The 19,309-nt window shown below is 73.1% G+C and carries 9 protein-coding genes; 3 read left to right on the top strand and 6 right to left on the bottom strand.

What is annotated here, in order from left to right; genetic code table 11:
* Positions 1 to 49: 49 nt before the first annotated feature.
* Genes ACTOQ3_RS25290 through ACTOQ3_RS25265 form a run of 6 tightly spaced genes read right to left on the bottom strand, consistent with a single transcriptional unit; the run spans position 50 to position 16,053 of the window.
* Positions 50 to 448 carry a nuclear transport factor 2 family protein gene (locus tag ACTOQ3_RS25290; RefSeq protein WP_440085829.1) on the bottom strand — a complete coding sequence of 133 codons (399 nt, stop codon included), beginning with the start codon at positions 446 to 448 and terminating at the stop codon, positions 50 to 52.
* Positions 449 to 490: 42 nt separating this feature from the next.
* Positions 491 to 1,270: a thioesterase II family protein gene (locus ACTOQ3_RS25285; protein WP_440085828.1), complete on the bottom strand. Its 780-nt coding sequence runs from the start codon at positions 1,268 to 1,270 to the stop codon at positions 491 to 493.
* Positions 1,267 to 2,394, bottom strand: coding sequence for a Gfo/Idh/MocA family oxidoreductase (locus ACTOQ3_RS25280; RefSeq protein WP_440085827.1), 1,128 nt, complete (start codon positions 2,392 to 2,394; stop codon positions 1,267 to 1,269). Before ACTOQ3_RS25280 ends, ACTOQ3_RS25285 begins: the two co-directional genes overlap by 4 nt.
* Positions 2,391 to 3,503 (bottom strand): saccharopine dehydrogenase NADP-binding domain-containing protein, encoded by a 1,113-nt coding sequence (locus ACTOQ3_RS25275; protein ID WP_440085826.1) that lies wholly within the window; start codon positions 3,501 to 3,503, stop codon positions 2,391 to 2,393. Before ACTOQ3_RS25275 ends, ACTOQ3_RS25280 begins: the two co-directional genes overlap by 4 nt.
* Positions 3,500 to 9,094, bottom strand: coding sequence for an amino acid adenylation domain-containing protein (locus ACTOQ3_RS25270; protein ID WP_440085825.1), 5,595 nt, complete (start codon positions 9,092 to 9,094; stop codon positions 3,500 to 3,502). Before ACTOQ3_RS25270 ends, ACTOQ3_RS25275 begins: the two co-directional genes overlap by 4 nt.
* Complete coding sequence (locus tag ACTOQ3_RS25265; RefSeq protein ID WP_440085824.1) at positions 9,091 to 16,053, bottom strand: amino acid adenylation domain-containing protein; 6,963 nt, start codon at positions 16,051 to 16,053, stop codon at positions 9,091 to 9,093. The genes ACTOQ3_RS25270 and ACTOQ3_RS25265 overlap by 4 nt, the downstream gene beginning before the upstream one ends.
* A gap of 294 nt (positions 16,054 to 16,347) precedes the next feature.
* Here ACTOQ3_RS25265 and ACTOQ3_RS25260 point away from each other — a divergent pair, with 294 nt between their 5' ends.
* The 3 genes from ACTOQ3_RS25260 to ACTOQ3_RS25250 are packed head-to-tail and all read left to right on the top strand — an operon-like array spanning position 16,348 to position 19,305.
* Complete coding sequence (locus ACTOQ3_RS25260) at positions 16,348 to 17,076, top strand: Phenylacetic acid catabolic protein (protein ID WP_440085823.1); 729 nt, start codon at positions 16,348 to 16,350, stop codon at positions 17,074 to 17,076.
* Positions 17,055 to 17,672, top strand: coding sequence for a hypothetical protein (locus ACTOQ3_RS25255; RefSeq protein ID WP_440085822.1), 618 nt, complete (start codon positions 17,055 to 17,057; stop codon positions 17,670 to 17,672). The genes ACTOQ3_RS25260 and ACTOQ3_RS25255 overlap by 22 nt, the downstream gene beginning before the upstream one ends.
* On the top strand, positions 17,662 to 19,305 hold the full coding sequence (locus ACTOQ3_RS25250) for an AMP-binding protein (RefSeq protein ID WP_440085821.1): 1,644 nt from the start codon (positions 17,662 to 17,664) through the stop codon (positions 19,303 to 19,305). Before ACTOQ3_RS25255 ends, ACTOQ3_RS25250 begins: the two co-directional genes overlap by 11 nt.
* Positions 19,306 to 19,309: the final 4 nt, after the last annotated feature.

Here is a 19,309-nt window from a genome sequence, read left to right as displayed (position 1 = left end):
GTGAGAAGTGGTCCCATCCATATGCCCGGGAGGAGAGCGGGAACCCGGGTCAGCTCGCCTGGGCCTCCTGGTTTTCCTCCTTCACGGGCGTCTGCTGGTGAAAGATCAGCTTCCAGCCGCCGTCGTGCCGCACGTAGGCGCTGGTCATGTAGAGCTGGAAGGTGAAATCGGTCTGGCTGAGCCGCACGACGGCGCGGTAGGTGATGATCGCGCTGTCGCCGGTGAGCGGCAGGACCTTGACGTCCTCCAGTTTGTAGTCGTCGAACGGTGAGGGGTTGGCGTCGATGTCGGCGGCGAGCTCCGCGCCGGTCTGCAGGCCGTCGGGCTCGACGCACAGCGTCTCCTCCGTGACCAGCCGCCGGTAGAACTCCCCGTCGCCCTTCGAGATCGCGCTCCAGCCCTGCTCCTCCAGGAGGAGCAGTTCCTTCTCGATGGCACCGTTACCCATGATGGTTCCTCTCTTTGACTCTGTCGTGGAATCTCGGGAGTGTTAGGGGGTCGAAGGCCACGGATCGACCGGGCCGCAGGCGCGCATCACCTCCTCGACCACGCCGGCCTCGTTGGGCAGCAGATAGAAGTGGTCGCCGGGGAAGGTCCGCAGGGTGAACGCGCCGGAGGTGTGACGCGACCACGCGGCGGCCTCGTCCCCGTCGACCTCCGGGTCGGCGTCCCCGAAGAAGACGTGGACGGGGGTCTTCACCGGCGGCGCGGGCGGCGCCTCGTACGTCTCGATCAGGCGGTAGTCGGCGCGCAGCGCGGGGAGCACGAGCTCGCGCAGGTCGGGGTCGGCGAGGACCTCCTCGTCGGTGCCGCCGAGCTTGCGCAGGTCGGCCAGGAGCGCCTCGTCGCCGCCGAGGTGCACCTCGGCGTGCCGGGTGCGGTCGGGCGCCGGGCGCCCGGAGACGCACAGCCCGGCGAGCGGCCCGCTTCCGCCCTCCTCGAGCCGCATCGCCACCTCGTGGGCGACGGCCGCGCCCATGCTGTGGCCGAACAGCGCGAGCGGGCGGTCGCACAGGGGGCGAAGCGCCGCGGCGACGGGACCGGCGAGCGCGTCCATGTCGGAGGCGAAGTCGTCCTGGATGCGGTCCTGACGGCCGGGATACTGGACGGAGTAGAGCTCCACACCGTACGGCAGCCGCGCGGCCCACGTCCTGAAGAAGCCGGCCGCGCCCCCCGCGTGCGGGAAGCAGACCAGCCTCAGGCCGGGCACGGGCACGTCCCGGTAGCGGCGCAGCCATCGCGCCAGCAGGTCGTCGCCGGTGATGGTCATAGGGGCACCTCCTGGTGTTCTGCGGTCATCGCGGACATCAGATCACCGGCCGACAGCGGACGGGGGGACGGCCCCGCGAGTCGTTCCGGATAGCCCAGGACCGCCGCAACATCCTGCCACGCCTTGCTCACGGAGAGATGATATTGCCCCTCCTTCAAGGGATCCCGGTTACTGCGGACCGCCTCCCACGCGGCGTCGATCGCCCGCCCGGCCCCGGCCGGCCACATCTCGCCGAGGATCTCCCGGTAGCTGGGGGCGCGCGCCGGGCCGACGGGCACGCAGCTGGGGAAGTCGAGGTGCTCGTCCTCGGCGCCGTCCAGCGCGGTGAGCTCCCTGGCGCGGGCCGGCAGGTGCGGCCGGGGCGACCACAGCACGGGGCCGTGGGTGTTGACCAGCGTGAGCGTGCCGCCCTCGGTGCCGAGGGTGATCCGGTGCAGGAGGTGGGCGTGGTTGTCGGGGTCGGCGGGGTGCAGCTGGTTCTGCACCCGCAGGGTGAGCGGGACGCCCGCCAGCACGCCGTCGACGGTACGGAAGGGCGGCGCGCTCTCCGACAGCCGCCGTACCGTCTCGGGCAGCCGGCCCGGTTCCGCGAAGCCCCACGGCCGCAGCCCGCCGAGGGCCTGGCCCAGGATGTCGAACATGGTGTAGGAGACCTGGACGCCGCAGGCGGCGTCGACGAAAAGCGCGGGCCCGCGGGCGAGCAGCGTCCTGGCGGCGGCCACGAACCGCCGTACCGGATCGAGGTGGACGTAGTGCGTGTTGACCCGGAAGACGACCCGGTTGCGGCGGGCGGCGCGCAGCGAGGCGGCGAGCTCGTCGTGCAGCAGCGGCGCCTCCTGCAGCACGTGGACGCCGCGTTCCATCAGCCTGGCCGCCACCTGGCTGCCGGGGCCGCCGTTGACGTCGGCGAGGAGCACCACGCAGGCCAGGTCGACATCGGCGGGTATCTCGTCCACGTCGGTGAACAGCGGCACCCCCGCGCGCTCAGCGCACAGGCGCGAACGCTCGCCTCCCCTGGCCAGCACTCCGGCGAGCTCGAACGGCGTGCCCGGCCGTTCCAGCGCCGCCAGGTGCACCCGCCCGAAACCGGTGCCGCAGACGATGACGCGTGGCCGGTCGCTCACAGGACCCCCTCCTCCACCGGCGCGGTGTGCGCCGCCCCTTCGACGATCTCCAGGCGGGTGACCCGCGGGTCGTCGAGAAGCGCGGCGAAGACCCGGGCCGGGTCGAGCACGTCCGCCGCCTCGCCCGGTCCCGGCGGGACCCGCCCGGCCTCCACCGCCTCCACCGCCGCGGCGGCGACCGCCGCGGTCAGCTCGTAGCCGTCGGCCGCACGCGCGAGGAGCGTGCGGGTCACGGTCGCGCCACCGGACTCCCCGGACATCTCGAAGACCAGCTGGAAGTACGGGGAACGCCCGAACGCCTCCAGCCGGGAGACCCGCACCAGTTCCGCGGCGGCCTCCTCGGCGTCCATGTCCTGGAGCCTGCCGAGCGCGGCGGCCGTGAGGTCGCCGTCGAACACGCTCGCCCACTCGACCTCGGCGAGGCCGAGTTCCCTGGCGAGCCGCTCGGTCTCGGCGGCGAGGTAGGGGTAGGTGTCGACCCTGCCGGGGAAGTGCGGCACCCGCACGCCCATGCCGGGACGCAGCGCGCGCGGGATCACCTGGTGGCCGCGCCAGGCGGCCAGCGGCGTGGCGTACCCGCCCGACAGCGAGGCCACGTAGTCGAGCGCGGCCGCCGGCGTGAACAGGTCCAGGCCCCCGGTGTACGCCCGCAGCCGCTCGGGCCGGTCGAATCCGGCGGCGAGGTGGCGGGGCAGCAGCGCCGACAGGCCGGGCATCATGCCGGCCGACAGGAGCGCGACCAGTCCCGGGCTGTCGCGGGCCGCGCGGGAGACGCCGTCGAACGCGGCGGCGTCCCCGGCGACGTCGACGTAGTGGGCGCCCGCGGCCAGGGCCGCGCGGGCGGCCGTGTCGAGAATCACGCATGACGGCCCGGCGCAGTTGAGCACCAGGCGGCAGCCGTCGCAGAACGCGGCGAGCGAGGCGGCGTCGGCGATGTCCACGGCCACGGCCTCGTCGGCGGGGCCGGAGGCGTCCCGCTCCGCCAGCTCCCCGACCCTGCCGGGATCCCTGCCGCCCAGCCGGAGCGGGCCGATGCCCGCCTCGCGGAGCCTGCGCACGGCGGAGCGGCCGACCGCCCCGTAGCAGCCGAGGATCCCGACGGCTCTCATCGCTCCCCCTGTATCCGGTCCAGCACGTCCGCCACCTGGTCGACGTTGGGCGGCTGCAGGCAGGAGAAATGGTCGCCGGGGATGTCGACCACGTCCAGGTCCCCCAGGCACAGGTCGCGCCAGAAGCCGGTCATGTCGTCGCGCAGCCACGGCAGGAACCTGGTGTCGCCGAGCTGCCGCAGGAAGGTGATGTCCCCCGCGTACGGCTGGGGGACGTGCCTGCCGACGGCGTCCAGGCTGTGCTTGACCACCCGGAAGAGGGAGTTCACGTGCCGCTCGACCTCCCGGTCGGAGTGGGCGGCGGTGGCGGCGCGGCCGATGGCGGCCAGCCTCTCCTCGGGGGCGACGGCGGCGAGCCGCCGGAAGTCGGCGGCGGCGGCCTCCACGGCCGGGTCGCCGGTGAGTTCCGCCACCCGGCCCCTGGGCACCCGCTCGGGGTTCTCGCCGAGCAGGAGCTCGAACACCCTGGACATCACGTCCTCGTCGCCGGGGTAGCCGGCGTCGGCGGGGTCGACGCCCATGACGCGGGCGAAGACGTACTCCGCGACCAGCTCGTCCTCGATGACGCGAGGCAGGGTGTAGCTGCTGATCACGGTGAGGGTCTCCACGTCGGCGCCCGCCTCGGTGAGGTGCCTGGCGACCTCGGTGGCCAGCAGCCCGCCCATGCAGTAGCCGACGATGTGGAAGCGGGTGGAGCCGCTGTCGAGCAGCGTCCTGGCGTAGCGGGCGGCGCGACGCTCGATGAGCCCCTCCGGATCCTCGGCGAGATAGGGCTCCACCTCCGTGACGGCCAGGCCCGCCAGCGGGCCTCCCTTGTCCGCCAGGCGCCGGGCGAGCGCGCGGTACGGGGCCAGTGTGCCGCCGCCCTCGTGGACCAGCACGCGCAGGGCCTCGCCGCTCTCGCCGCCGCTTTCGCTCCCGTCGTCGCCGAGGCGCACGAGCGGGGAGGCGGCCTGCCGGGTGCCCTGCTCCCCTTCGTCGTGCGAGCGGCGCAGGTGCTCGGCCAGCGCGGCCACGGTGGGCCGGTGCAGGATCTGCCGGACGAGGTCGTCCCAGAACACGTCGCGGGTGGCGGGGACCTCCTCGCGCAGGCGCGCGGCGAGCTTGGCGATGACGAGGGAGTCGCCGCCCAGCTCGAAGAAGTCGCCGTCCCTGGTGACCTCGGGCAGGCCGAGGACCTCGGCCCACACCGTGGCGAGCGCGCGTTCGAGGTCGTCGGCGGGGGGACCTCCGGCCGCGGCCCGCCCGGCGACGGCGCGGGGCAGCCAGGAGCGCAGCGTGTCGTGGTCGATCTTCCCGTTGCCGGTGAGCGGGAGGGCGTCCACGACCTGGATGTGTCCGGGGATCATGTACTCGGGGAGCCGCTCGGCCAGGTGCCGGGTGAGGCCGGGCGCGTCCAGCCGCGCGCGGTCGTTCTTGAAGCGGGCCGCGAAGACGCTCTGGCCGAGGGTGACGGTGGCGTCGCCGGGTCCCGGCAGGCAGAGGGTGGCGTCGGCGCCGGCCTCGGTGAGGAGTTCCAGCCACTGCTCGCGCCCCAGGAACGTCTGGTCGCGGCCCTTGCGGAGGTCCTCGTAGTCCCACTTGCGCGGGTCCTTCTCCGGCATCATGAACTCCATCGAGGTCATGATCTGGTAGCTGTCCTTGGTGGTGTCGATGAAGACCAGCCAGCCGCCGGGCGCCAGCATCTCCCTGAGCCTGGCCAGCACCCGGCCCGCGTGCCGCGCGTTGTGCAGCACGTTGGCGCAGAGGATGACGTCGAAGGAGCAGGCGGTGTAGCCCTGCTCGCGGTAGTCCTGGTTGATGTCGAACAGGCCGTAGCGCACCCAGGGACGGTCGCCGAAGCGCTCCCTGGCCTCGTTGAGGAAGAAGGGCGAGACGTCGCTGAACAGGTAGTCGACGTCGAAACCGGCCAGCGCGGGGATCATCTGCGCGCTGGTGCCGCCCACACCCGCCCCGACCTCGAGGACGTTCAGGCGTCCCTCGTGGCGCCCGGCGATGTCGGTGAGGATCGCGATGGCGGCGTGGTTGACGTAGCGGCTGATGATGTTCTCGCGGTAGGCGGCCTCGGATATCTCCAGGCGGCCCTCGGGGAACAGCAGCGGCAGCGGGTCCATCTCGTCACGGACGAGCTCGGGCAGGTGCTCGGTGCTGGTCCTGAAGTAGTCGATGAGCTCGGCCTTGTAGCTGTCCTCGCGCTGCAGCTCGCCGACCTGCCGCCAGGCCTGTTCCAGGTCGTCGGCACCGGCCGTGCGCAGCGCGCGGAAGCGGCCGGACTCGCGCTCCAGCAGCCCCTCGTCGACCAGGACCCGCAGCCACCTGCGGACCAGGCGGTGGTGGCGAGGCGCGGCCCCGGTCGCGGCCAGGATCTCCTCCAGGGTCGCCTCCTGCCCGGCCGTCTCGAACAGTCCCCGGCGGCGCAGCGCCCACATCATGCCGAGCACCGCGGCCCGGTCCAGGCGGCCGAAGAACTCCAGGAGCTCGGCGCGGTCGATGTGCCGGGTGTGCACGTCGCCCGCCGCCGATCCCGCGGCGGTCATCTCCGGCACCGGGTCGTCGGCGTCCGGCGTCCGTTCGAGGCGGACCGGTTCCACGAACGCGGCCAGCCGCCGGTCCAGGCCGGTGCCCTCGACGAGCACGTCCGCCGCGGCGACCGCCGGGTGGGCCTGGACGGCCGCCTCGACCTCGGCGAGCTCGATCCGGTGCCCGCGGATCTTGACCTGCCGGTCCTCGCGGCCGAGGAACTCGATGGTGCCGCCGGGGTGGTAGCGGCCCAGGTCGCCGGTGCGGTAGAGGCGCTCACCGGTGACCGGGTGCGTGACGAACCTGTGGGCGGTCTTCTCCTCGTCGCCGAGGTAGCCCAGGGCCAGCCCCGCCCCGCCGATGTACAGCTCGCCGGGGACGTGGTCGGGGCACGGGCGCATGTCCTCGTCGAGGACGTGGAAGGTCTGGTTGGCCAGGGGCGTGCCGTACGGGATGCTCCGCCAGCCCTCGGGGACCTCGCCGATGGGGTGGTGGATCGACCAGATGGCGGCCTCGGTGGCCCCGCCGAGGCTGACCAGCTCCAGCCCCGGCAGGCGGCCCCGCACCCGGCCGGGGAGGTTGACCGGGATCCAGTCGCCGCTGAGCAGCGCCAGCCGCAGCGATGTCAGGCCGGGCTCCGGCTGGGAGCTGAGGTAGTGGTCGAGCATCTGGAGCTGCGCGGGGACGGAGTTCCAGAGCGTGACACCGTGCTCGTCGATCAGCCGGGCCCAGTGCGCGGGGTCCCCGCGGCTGCCCGCGTCGGGAAGCACGAGGGTCCCGCCGAGGGCGAGCGGGCCGAAGATGTCGTAGACCGACAGGTCGAAACCCAGGCCCGCCAGGCCCAGGACCCGGTCCTCGGCCGTCACCGCGAAGCGCCGGTTGACGTCGGCGACGGTGTTGAGCGCGGCCCGGTGGGAGATCATCACACCCTTGGGGGCACCGGTGGAGCCCGACGTGTAGATCACGTACGCGAGGTCCCCCGGGTCCACGGCGGACGCGACGCCGTTCGGGCCGGACGGGGCGGAAGCGGCATCGCTCGGACCGGGCACGGAGAATCCGGCACCATTCGGACCGGACGCGATGCCGTTCTGACCGGACGCGCCGGGTCCGGCGCCGCTCGGACCGGACGCGCCGGGCAGGAGGTCGACGTCGATCGCGCCCTCCGGACGGTCGCCGATCCGCGACTGGGCGAGCACGTGGCGGACGCCCGCGTCGGTGAGGATCCTGTCCCGTCTGGCGGGTGGCTGCCCGGTGTCCACCGGCAGGTACGCGCCGCCGGCCAGCAGCGTGCCGAGCACCGCGACGACCTGTTCCCACCCCTTCTCCATCATGACCGCGGCCAGGTCGCCCCGGCCGAAGCCGCGCGAGGCCAGAACCCGCGCCACGTCCTCCGCTCTGCCGAGCAACTCGCCGTAGGTGAGGGTCCGGCCGCCGGAGACGACGGCCGGCCGCTCGGGCGTGCGGCGCGCCTGGGCGACCACCGGCTCGTGCAGCAGTCCCGAGGGCATCGGCGCGGCGGTGTCGTTGACCTTCTCGCGCTCGCGCGCCTGCGCGGCGGGCAGCTCGACCGGGCAGGTGGCGTCCCACGCCTCGTCCGTGTCGGCCAGCTCGCCGAGCAGGCCGGACAGGGCCTCGAAGGCGCCCTCCACGACCCCCTCGGGGAACACGCCGTCACGGACGTCCCACCTGACCTCCAGCGCGCCGCCCTCGACCACCGCCTGGCAGTCGATCCACACCTGCGGCGTCTGGCTCGCGCCGTACACGACCTCGGCGAGACCGCTCATCCCCTCGTGCCCGGCGGCCTCGTCGCTGAGCCCGATCGTGCTGGTGAACACCACGGGCATCAGCGCGGCACCCCGGCCCCGGCGGCGGGCGATCTCCCGCATGAGCTCCACCCCGGAGTAGAGGCGGTGATCGAGGTCCTCCCAGAGCCGGTCCTGGATCGCGCGGGCCCGGTCGCGGAACGCGGTGCCCCGCCCGCCCTCGACGGCGAGCAGGCTGACGGTGGTGAAGTCACCGACCAGCTCCCCCACCTGCGGGTGCAGCGGCTGCCGGTTGAGCAGTGTCAGGTTCAGCGAGAAGCGGGGGCGGCGGCTCCAGCGTCCGACGACCTCGGCGAAGGCGGCCAGCACCGCCGTGGACGGGGTCACGCCGTGCGCGCCCGCCCGGGCGCGGAGGCGCGCCCACCGCGGCGGGTCGAAGGTGACCTGGTGGCGGGTGAAGCGACGGCCGGCCTCGGTGGCGGCGTTCTCCCGTACGGGCAGCTCGGGCGGGCCCGGCAGGTCGTCGGCGCGTCCCTCCCAGTAGTCGCGGTCGCGCTCGTAGGCGGCTCCGTCGCGCTGCCGCCGGGCGGCGAGCAGGTAGTCGCGGAAGCCGATCTCCAGGGGGGGCAGCTCGTGGCCCGGATCGAGGTAGAGCCGCTTGAGCTGGGTCAGCAGCAGCTGGATGCTGAGGTAGTCGGCGATCAGGAAGTCGATGGACACGTGCAGCACGGCCCGGTCGCCGGCCTGGGTGACGCGCAGCTCGAACAGCGGCCAGGTGCCGGTGTCGTAGACCCGGTGGTCCATCTCGGCCCTGACGGCCTCCAGGTGGGCGTCCACCTCCCGGGCCGGGCGCCCGCGCAGGTCGGTCACGCGCACCCGGTAGGCGGGGACGTCGGGCTGGATCCGCTGGTAGCCGTCGACGTGGACGACCGCGCGGAGCATGTCGTGGTGGCCGACCAGCCGCTGCCAGGCGGCCTCCAGGCGGGGCGGGTCGAGCTCGGCGAAGGCCAGCTCGGCGTAGACCTGGCAGGCGGTGCCGCCGAAGTCGAAGGCCTCCCTGCGTCCCAGCATGTAGGCGGCCTGGACGTCGGTCAGCGGGAACGGCTCGTGCCGGTCCGCCGGTTCCGGGGTCAGTGCCCCGGCGGGCTCGCGCAGGCACTCCAGCAGGTCGTCCCGGTACGCGGAGAGCTGTGCCCTCCGCTCCTCGGTCATCACGCCCTGCGGTGCCCGGAAGCGCAGCCGCCCTGATTCCTCCCACAGGCGTACGCCCAGGTTCTCTAGTTCCGCGATGAGCTGACCGGCTGTCATACGACGCCCTCCTCGAAGGCTCCTGTCTCCTGCTGTTCGATCAGGACCGCGTGTTCGGCGACGGTCGGACCGGCGAATATCTGCCTCAGGGCGAGATCCGCGCCGAAGGCGCGGCGGATCTCCTCGGCGAGGCGGGCGGCCAGGATGCTGTCGCCGCCCAGGGTCACGAAGTTCTGGTGGCGGCCGACCCGCTCCATGCCGAGCAGCTCGCACCAGATGCGGCCGAGCCTCTCCTCGACGGGGCCGGACGGCGGCTCGTCCTCGGCCGCCGCGGGGACGTCCCGCTCGGCGAGCCTGGCCAGCGCGGCGCGGTCGACCTTGCCGTTGGCGCTGAGCGGGAACCGCTCCAGCAGGGTGACGGTGGCCGGTACGGCGTAGGCGGGCACGCGCTCGGCCAGCCATTCGGTGAGCGCCCGGGGATCCGCGTCGGCGACGACGAGGGCGGCCAGGCGGCGGGCCGGCCGGCCGACGGTGGTGACCACGGCGTGGCGTACGGCGGGGTGGGCGTGCAGGGCGGTCTCGATCTCGCCGAGTTCGATGCGGTGCCCGCGGACCTTGACCTGATGATCCACACGGCCCAGGAACTCCAACGTGCCGTCAGGCCAGTACCGGCCCATGTCACCGGTGCGATACCAGCGCACCCCACCCACCTCGACGAACTTCGCCGCCGTGGTCTCGGCATCACCCCGATACCCCTTCGCCACCCCCGCACCACCGATCCACAACTCCCCCGGCACCCAGTCCGGGCAATCACGCCCCCGCCCGTCCACCACCCGGAAACACTGGTTCGCCAACGGCGTCCCGTAGGGCACCGACCGCCACGACGACGGCACCGACGCCGGCACCTCGAAGAAGTTCGACCAGATCGCCGCCTCCGTCGCACCCCCCAACGCCACCAACCGGCACCCCGGCGCCGCCGCCCGCAACCGGCCCGGCAGATCCAGCCCCACCCAGTCACCCGACAACAACGCCAGCCGCAACCCACCCGGCAACCGCTCCGGCTCGGCCACCAGCAGCATGTCCAGCAACGCCGGGACGGTGTTCCACACCGTCACCCCGTGCGCCTCCATCAGGGCGACCCAGCGATCCGGGTCGCGTCGCTCGCCCTCGGCGGGCAGGACGACGGAGCCTCCGGCTCCCAGCAGGCCGAACAGGTCCCAGACCGACAGGTCGAAGTCCAGCGCCGACAACGCCAGCACCCGATCCGACTCCCCCACCCCGAACCGCCCGTTGACGTCCACCACCGTGTTCAACGCCGCCCGATGCGACACCTCCACACCCTTCGGCTCCCCCGTCGACCCCGACGTGAAGATCACATACGCCGACGACCCCGCGTCCACCACCACCGGCGCCTCCAACGGCACCGCACCCACCGCCACCCCCACACCGACCCGCTCGACACCACCCTCCGAACCGCCATCAGAACCGGCGGACGAGTCGTCGTCGCCGGTCAGCACCAGCCGCACCCCGGCCCGGCGATAGATCCGCTCCTTGCGGGTCTCCGGCTGGTCCACCCCCACCGGGACGTACACGCCCCCGGCGGCCAGCACGCCGAGCACGGCCACGGCCTGGTCCGGCCCCTTGGGCAGGGAGACGGCGACCGCGTCGCCCGGCGTGACGCCGTGCCCGCGCAACCACCCGGCCACCCCCAGCGCCCGCCCCGCCAGCTCCCCGTAGGAAAGCTCACCACCGTCCCACACCACCGCCGTACGACCCGGCTCCCGAGCCGCCCACCCGAAGAACCCCGAATGCAGCAACCCCTCCGGCACCGCACCCGCCGTCGCGTTCACCCCCGCCCGCACCAGCAACTGGTCCGCGGGCACCGGGCACGGCGCCGTGGAGTCCCAGCTTCCGGCCGACAGCCATTCGAGCATCCCGGCGAAGGCGCCGAACATGGCGTCGAGCACGCCGGGCGGGAAGAGCTCCTCGACCGCGTCCCAGTTGAAGAACAGGCCGCCGCCGATCTCCATCACCTGGTGGTCCAGCCACACCTGCGGCGTCTGGGACACGCCCCAGACGGGTTCGGCGAAGATCTGGGAGTCCGCGTCCCAGAGGTCACCGTCGCCGGTCACGCCGAGCGTGCTGGTGAACACCACCGGCATGGAGACCTCGGCGGAGCCGGTGCGCCTGGCCAGCTCGCGCATCACCCAGATGGCGGAGACGTCGCTGTGCTCCAGGTCGCGTACCACCTGCCGTTGCAGGCGCCGGGCGCCGTCGAGCCAGGTCTCCCCCGCGGCGGGCTCGTAGGCGACGAGCAGCAGCGAGGTGAAGTCGCCCAGGACGCGGTTGATGTCGGGGTGGACCTCCCTGCGGTCGAAGAGGGTGAGGTTGATCGTGAGGTCCTGCCGGGCGCTCCAGGCGCCGAGGACCTCGGCGAAGGCGGTGGCCAGCACCGTGGAGGGGGTGAGCCCGTGCTCCTTGGCCGTGGCCTTGACGGCTCGCCACTGCTCGGGGGACAGGCGGCCCTCCCTGCGCGTGAAGCGGGGGCGGCCGATCTGCGAGGGGTCGGCGGCGAGCGGCAGCTGCGGCCCCGGGGGCAGATCGGCGACCCGCTCCGACCAGTACCGCTGCGAGCGCTCCAGCGCGGCGGGTTCCGGGTGGACGCCGAGGACGTAGTCACGGAAGGACAGCTCCACCGGGGGCAGCTCCGCGCCGGGGTCGGCGTAGAGGGTCTCCAGTTCCCGCAGGACGATCATCGAGCTGAGCGCGTCCAGGACGATGTTGTCGAAGCTGACGCCGACGCGCGTGCGGCCGGCGCCGTAGCGCACGGCGCGCACGTCGAACAGCGGCCAGCGGGTCGCGTCGATGAGCTGGTGCGACATGTCCTCGCGCAGCCGGGCCAGCGCGGTGTCCGCGTCGTCCTCGCCGTCGGCGCCGGCGTCGACGACGGGGATCGTGAAGCGCGGCACCTCGGGCAGGATGCGCTGCCTGCCGTCGGGGAGGAACTCCGCGCGCAGCATCTCGTGCCGGCGGATGAGCGCGTTCCACGCCTCCTCCAGCCGGGGGATGTCGGTGCCGACCGTGTCGTACTCGGTGTAGAAGTGGCAGCCCACGCCGCCGAGCGCGAAGTCGTCGGTCCGCCCGACCCAGTAGGCGCGCTGCACGTCGGTCGGCGGGAAGGGGTCGTGGCGGTGTTCGAGGTCGGGGACCAGGGCGGGCAGGGGGCGCTCGGGGTCGCCGGGTTCGAGGGTCGCCGCGAACTCGGCGAGGACCGGCGTCTCGAAGAGAGTGCCGAGCTCGGCCCCGGCGATCCCGGCGGCGCGCAGCCGGGTCACCAGGCGGGTCGCGAGGAGGCTGTCGCCGCCGAGCGTGAAGAAGCTCTGGTCGCGGCCGACGGCGGGCAGCCCGAGCAGCTCGGACCAGATCTCCGCCACGGCCGTCTCCATGCCCTCCTCGGGCGGGTCGAGCCGCTCGACGCGACCGGCGAGCCGGTCTGCGAGAAGGGTCCGCACCGCGCCCCTGTCGACCTTGCCGTTGGCGCTCAGCGGCAGGCTCTCCGCGACGGTGAGCTGCTCGGGAACCATGTAGGCGGGCAGGCGCCCGGCCAGCCAGTCGTGCAGGGCCGTCTCGCCGGTCCCGTCGCGGGTGACGGCCAGCGCGGCCAGGCGCCGGGTCGGCTCCCCGACCGTGACGGCGACGGCGCTCTCCACGGCGGGGTGGGCACGCAGGGCGGTCTCGATCTCGCCGAGTTCGATGCGGTGCCCGCGGACCTTGACCTGATGATCCACACGGCCCAGGAACTCCAACGTGCCGTCAGGCCAGTACCGGCCCATGTCACCGGTGCGATACCAGCGCACCCCACCCACCTCGACGAACTTCGCCGCCGTGGTCTCGGCATCACCCCGATACCCCTTCGCCACCCCCGCACCACCGATCCACAACTCCCCCGGCACCCAGTCCGGGCAATCACGCCCCCGCCCGTCCACCACCCGGAAACACTGGTTCGCCAACGGCGTCCCGTAGGGCACCGACCGCCACGACGACGGCACCGACGCCGGCACCTCGAAGAAGTTCGACCAGATCGCCGCCTCCGTCGCACCCCCCAACGCCACCAACCGGCACCCCGGCGCCGCCGCCCGCAACCGGCCCGGCAGATCCAGCCCCACCCAGTCACCCGACAACAACGCCAGCCGCAACCCACCCGGCAACCGCTCCGGCTCGGCCACCAGCAGCATGTCCAGCAACGCCGGGACGGTGTTCCACACCGTCACCCCGTGCGCCTCCATCAGGGCGACCCAGCGATCCGGGTCGCGTCGCTCGCCCTCGGCGGGCAGGACGACGGAGCCTCCGGCTCCCAGCAGGCCGAACAGGTCCCAGACCGACAGGTCGAAGTCCAGCGCCGACAACGCCAGCACCCGATCCGACTCCCCCACCCCGAACCGCCCGTTGACGTCCACCACCGTGTTCAACGCCGCCCGATGCGACACCTCCACACCCTTCGGCTCCCCCGTCGACCCCGACGTGAAGATCACATACGCCGACGACCCCGCGTCCACCACCACCGGCGCCTCCAACGGCACCGCACCCACCGCCACCCCCACACCGACCCGCTCGACACCACCCTCCGAACCGCCATCAGAACCGGCGGACGAGTCGTCGTCGCCGGTCAGCACCAGCCGCACCCCGGCCCGGCGATAGATCCGCTCCTTGCGGGTCTCCGGCTGGTCCACCCCCACCGGGACGTACACGCCCCCGGCGGCCAGCACGCCGAGCACGGCCACGGCCTGGTCCGGCCCCTTGGGCAGGGAGACGGCGACCGCGTCGCCCGGCGTGACGCCGTGCCCGCGCAACCACCCGGCCACCCCCAGCGCCCGCCCCGCCAGCTCCCCGTAGGAAAGCTCACCACCGTCCCACACCACCGCCGTACGACCCGGCTCCCGAGCCGCCCACCCGAAGAACCCCGAATGCAGCAACCCCTCCGGCACCGCACCCGCCGTCGCGTTCACCCCCGCCCGCACCAGCAACTGGCCGGAGGGGGTGAGCGTGGGGAGCCGGCGGTCCCAGTCGCCCTCGGCGAGCCAGTCGAGCAGGCCGGCGAAGGCGCCGGACATCGCGTCCAGCATCCCGGCGGGGAAGAGCTCGTCGACCGCGTCCCAGTTGAACAGCAGCCCTCCGTCCACCTCGACCACCTGGTGGTCCAGCCACACCTGCGGCGTCTGGGAGAGCATCCAGCCGAGCGCCCCGAGGCTCCGCTGGACGTCCTGGCCCACGAGGTCGCCCATTCCGGCGGCGCTGGTGAGCACCACCGGGGCCGTGACCTGCCCGCCGCGGCGGCCCCGGTTGAGGTCGCGGAGAACCTCGACGCCCGAGTAGGCCGAGTGGGCGACGTCCGCGATGAAGCGGTTCTGCAGGGCCGTGACCCGGTCCTGGAAGGTCTCCTCCCGCGTCAGGTCGACATCGAGGAGGATCAGGTTCGTGAAGTCGGCGACCATCAGGGGCACGTCGGGGTGGAGCGTCTGCCGGTCGAACAGCGGGAGGTTGAGCAGGAAGCGCGGCTGGGCGCTCCAGGCACCGATGACCTCGGCGAAGGCCGCCGCCAGCACCATGGGCAGGGTCACCCCGCGCGTGCGGGCGTGGTCGGCGAGCAGGTGGCGCCCCTCGGGCGGCAGCCAGTGGCCGCGGCGGACGACGCGAGGCCGCTCGACGCGCTCGGGCTCGACCGCGAGCGGGAGCTGGGGCCCCTCGGGCAGGTCGGCGAGCCGCTCCCGCCAGTAGGCCCGGTCCTTCTCGCGCGCCTCGCGTCCGCGCAGCTCGTGCTCGGCGAGGTAGGTGGGGAAGCCGTACCGCAGGGGCGGCAGCGAATCGCCCCGCCCGGAGTAGAGCGCGGCCAGGTCCTCCAGGATGATCTGGATGCTGCGCACGTCGGCCACGAGCAGGTCGAAGTTGACGTGCAGCCGGTGGGCGCCACCGGGCAACAGCGAGAGCCGGATGTCGAACACCTCCCCGCGCTCGACCTCCAGGCGCCGGTGCGAGAACGTCTCGCGCAGCTCGTCGAGACGTCCGCCGTCGTCCAGGCGCAGGTCGTGTACCACGAGGCCCGGCCAGGGGCTGCGGTCCAGGATCTGCTGGGTGCCGTCGTCGAGGAACCTGGCGCGCAGCAGCGCGTGCCGCTCGAACAGGGCGCGCACGGCGCCTTCGAGGGCCTCCGCGTCGACGCCCGCGCCGTCGAACTCGGCGTAGAAGTGGCAGCCGACGCCGCCGAGCACCTGCCGGTCCTGCCGGCCGATCCAGTAGGCGTGCTGGACGGGGGTGAGCGGGAAGGGCGCGCTCTCGTCCACCTCCGGCGCCCGAGGCCCGGCCGCCGTCGCGCCGGCCGTGTCCTGGCCGGCGGAGAGCAGCTCCCACCAGTCGTCGAGCGTGGGAGCCTCGAACAGGTCGGCGAACTTGACCTCCACACCGCCGCGCCGCCACTCGTTGGCCAGCTGCATGACCCGCATGGAGTCGAGGCCGTGGCGGATCAGGTCGTCCCCGCCGTTCAGCCGGGACGCGTCCAGGCCGAGCACGGTCGCGGTGGCCTGCCGGACCGCCTCGTACGTCAGCGGCTCGGCGGGCCGCGCGCCTCCGTCGGCCGCGTCCACCGAGGACGGGAGGGAGGGTGAGGCCGGGTCCGGCGACGGGGAGGCCGGACCCGGAGACAGGGAGTGGCTGTGGCGCACGTCGAGTTCGCCGCGGCGGTACCCGTTGAGGACCGCGAGCCGGTCGTCACCGAGCCGCCGGAGCTCGCCGGGGGCCACGAGCGTGACGACGTCGGCCACCAGCCCGTGCTCCCGGATCACGGCGGCGCGCATCCGCCGGACGAGCTCGGCCGGCCCGTTCTCCGAGAGCTCCCCGGAGATCTCGGCCAGCAGCAGCAGGCCGCCGTCGAAGGGCGTCTGGAACGCGCGGCACTCCTGCCCCGTGACCTCGGCCACGGTGCTCTCCAGCGGCTCGGGGCGGCGGATGCGACCGCGAATCGACATGTCCCACATAGCGATTCACGTTGTCACGGGCCACGAAATGCGGCAATTCACGAAATCGCCTTCTGCCGGCGGAATGCTCGACGATGTAGCCGGACAGCGATTAAGTATGCCTTACCTAACTACCCATCAGGGCGGCCGTGCTCCTGCGAAGACACGCCGGAGGCACTTACCAATTGCCCGTCCGGACATTCCGGAAAATATTCAGGCACCTATTTCGAGGTGCCCGATCGGCTACTTGCCGCCCCCTGTGACCCGACCTAGCGTCGGCAGGGTCCATGGGAGAGGAGACCGCAAGTGGCCAGCACACTGGAGGTTTCGCCGGACCGTGTGATAACGGGGCCGGAGGAGGCCCGCGCGCTCGGAGACGAGTACGTCACGGCGGTGGGCAAAATCCTCAACAGTCACGTCCGCAACGAGGCCGTCGGGGCGGCCGTCTTCGACGAGCCCTCCATCGCGCTCGCGCCCACTCCACGCGATAAGTGGCTGGCCTGCAGAATGGCGATGGAGGAATACGGCCACCATTTAAAATTCAACAAACTCGCCGCCGAACTCGGCCTTGAGGACGCGAATGCCAGGGGACCTCTTTCGATATTCGAGTACGAGGTGCGGAGCTGGACCGAGTACGTGATGACCAAGGCGATCGTCGACCTCGCCGAGGTCGTGCTGATGGAGGACCTCTGCGACTGCTCCTACCTGCCCCTGCGTAAGCTCTGCCGGTCGTTGATGCCCGAGGAGCGCTTCCACGTGGGGTTCGGCGCGACGAGCGCGCGCCGGCTGGTGGCCGACCCCGCCCAGCGCGACAAGGTGCGGCGGGCCGGGCACGAGCTGCTCGCGATGACGATGCCGTTCTTCGGCCGCAGCGACTCGAAGAACAACGAGGTGTTTCGCCGCCTGGCCATCAAGCGGATGACCAACGACGAGTGCCGCGCGGAGTTCGTCCGGCGCACGCGGGAGCTCTTCGAGTCCGACCTCGGTCTCGACTACCCGGAAGTGGATGTGCGATGGTACGGCACTTCGAGCTGACCGAACCGCCCGAGGGGCTGGCCGCCGAGCTGGGGCCCGGCGGCGACAGGGTGGAGCGTCTCCTGCGCGGCATCTGCGCCGCCGGCCGGGCCCCAGCTCGGCGGCGCGCCCCGAGTCCCTCTCTCACCGTCGTGCGCGACCCGGCCGTCGCGGCCGCGGCGATGGACCGGGTCGACCCCGGCTGGCTGGAGGCGCTCGACCGGCGGCGCGGCGCGGCCCGCGAGCGGCTCGTGGCGACCGGCCGCGAGAAGCAGCTGGACACGGCCGAGCATGTGGCCATGCTCGTCGCGACGCCCCGCCTCGACCCCGCCGACCAGACCGACCCCGACGCGCGCGCCGTGTCCGGCGCCCTGCTGTGGCTGATCGGCACGGTCGTCGCGGACGCGCTCGCGGACCCCGGCGGCGCCCCCGCCGCGAACGGCGACGGCCCAGGCCACGACGAAGACGATGACAAAGACAAAGACGAAGACGAAGACGATCCGCTGTCCGGGCTCGCCGAGCTGCTGGCCTCCGGCTGGTGGCCCATCGGCCCCGTGGACGGCGCCTTCCTGATCTCCCCCTACGCGGCCGACGGAGGTGAACCGCATGCCCGATGACTCTTTCGGCACGCGCCAAGGAACCACCACGGCGCCTCCCGCGCCGGTGGCGCCCGGCGTCCCGGCTCAGAGAGCACGGATTCCCAGGACCGGCGGCGCCGGAGCGCTCCCGATCACCGGCGTGGGCCAGGCCCCCGCCCCCTCACCCGGCACGGAGAACCCGGGGACGGGGAACGTCGCCGGCGAGCTCGCCCGCCTCGCCGGAGACCGCGGCTGGAACGCGGCGCCCGCCTTCTACGAGGGCGACCGCGTCTGGACCCACGGGGAGGTGCACGACCTGGCGGCGCGGGTCACGATGGTCCTGGTCGACCTGGGCGTGCGGCCGGGCGAGCGCATCATGATCGCGCTCGAGGACTGCGTCGCGTGGGTCGCGGCCTTCCTCGGAGCCGCCCGGCTCGGCGTCACGGCGGTGCCCGTCAACCCCGAGCTGACGGAGGCCGACCACGCCTTCGTCCTCGCCGACTGCGACGCCAGGCTCGTGGTCGCCACCCGGGAGATCGCACCCCGCTTCGACGGCGTACCGCACCTGACCGGCGAGCAGTTGCTCTGCCTGGCCGGCCGCGTCCCGCCGGGGCCCGTCGCCCAGGTCGGCGCCTCGGCCCCCCTCTACGCGCAGTACACCTCGGGCACGACCGGGCGGCCCAAGGGCGCGCTGCACCGCCACGGCGACCTCGCGCTCTACCACCGCGCGGCCGGCGAGGGCGTGGTCGGCATCCGCGAGGACGACGTGACCCTGTCGGTCTCGAAGATGTTCTTCGCCTACGGCCTGGGCAACACGCTGGTGTTCCCGCTGTTCTCCGGCTCGTCCGCCGTCCTGCTCGCGGACCGGCCGACCCCGGCGCTGATCGCCGAGGCGGTCGCCCGCCACGGCGTCACCGTGCTGTACGCGGTGCCCTCCGCCTACGCCAACCTCGTCGCCGAGTGCGAGCCGGCCGCCTTCTCCTCCGTGCGGGTCGCCGTGTCGGCGGGCGAGACGCTCAACGAGACCCTGGGCGCCCGTACCCGGGAACTGCTCGGGGCTCCCGTCCTCGACCAGCTGGGTTCGACCGAGGCCGGCCACGCCTTCTGCTCCAGCACCCTGGCCCGTGACGAGCCGGGCACGATCGGCCGCGCCCTGCCCGGCTACGAGCTGCAGGTGCGTGACGAGCGTGGGGAACCGGCCACCGAGGGAGAGCTCTGGGTGCGGGGCGAGTCGCTGCTCCTGGAGTACCTCAACCAGCCCGACCAGACGGCGTACGCCCTGGTGGACGGGTGGCTGCGCACCGGCGACCGCGTCGAGCGCCTGCCCGGCGGCGCCTACGTCCACCGCGGCCGCTGTGACGACATGGAGATGGTGGGTGGCATCACGATGTCGCCGGTCGAGGTCGAGAAGGTCCTGTCGGAGCACCCGGCCGTGGCCGAGGTGGCCGTCGCCGTCATCGCCGACGAGCGCGGAGCGCGCAAGCTGCGGGCGTTCGTGGTGCCCGCCACGCCCGGCCAGAATCCGGCGCGAATCGAGAAGGAGCTGATCGAGCTGGCCCGCGGGCGGCTGGCACCGTTCAAGGTCCCGCGTAGCGTGAAGCTGTGCCAGACCCTGCCGCGGACGCACACCGGCAAGCTGCGCCGCTTCGCCGTCCGCGACGGGGACTGGTGATCGC

The organism is Streptosporangium sp. LJ11 (assembly GCF_051918945.1).
Classification (GTDB): Bacteria; Actinomycetota; Actinomycetes; order Streptosporangiales; family Streptosporangiaceae; genus Streptosporangium.
Note: the sequence above shows the minus strand (reverse complement) of the source record. Positions and strands in the feature narration are given on the sequence as shown.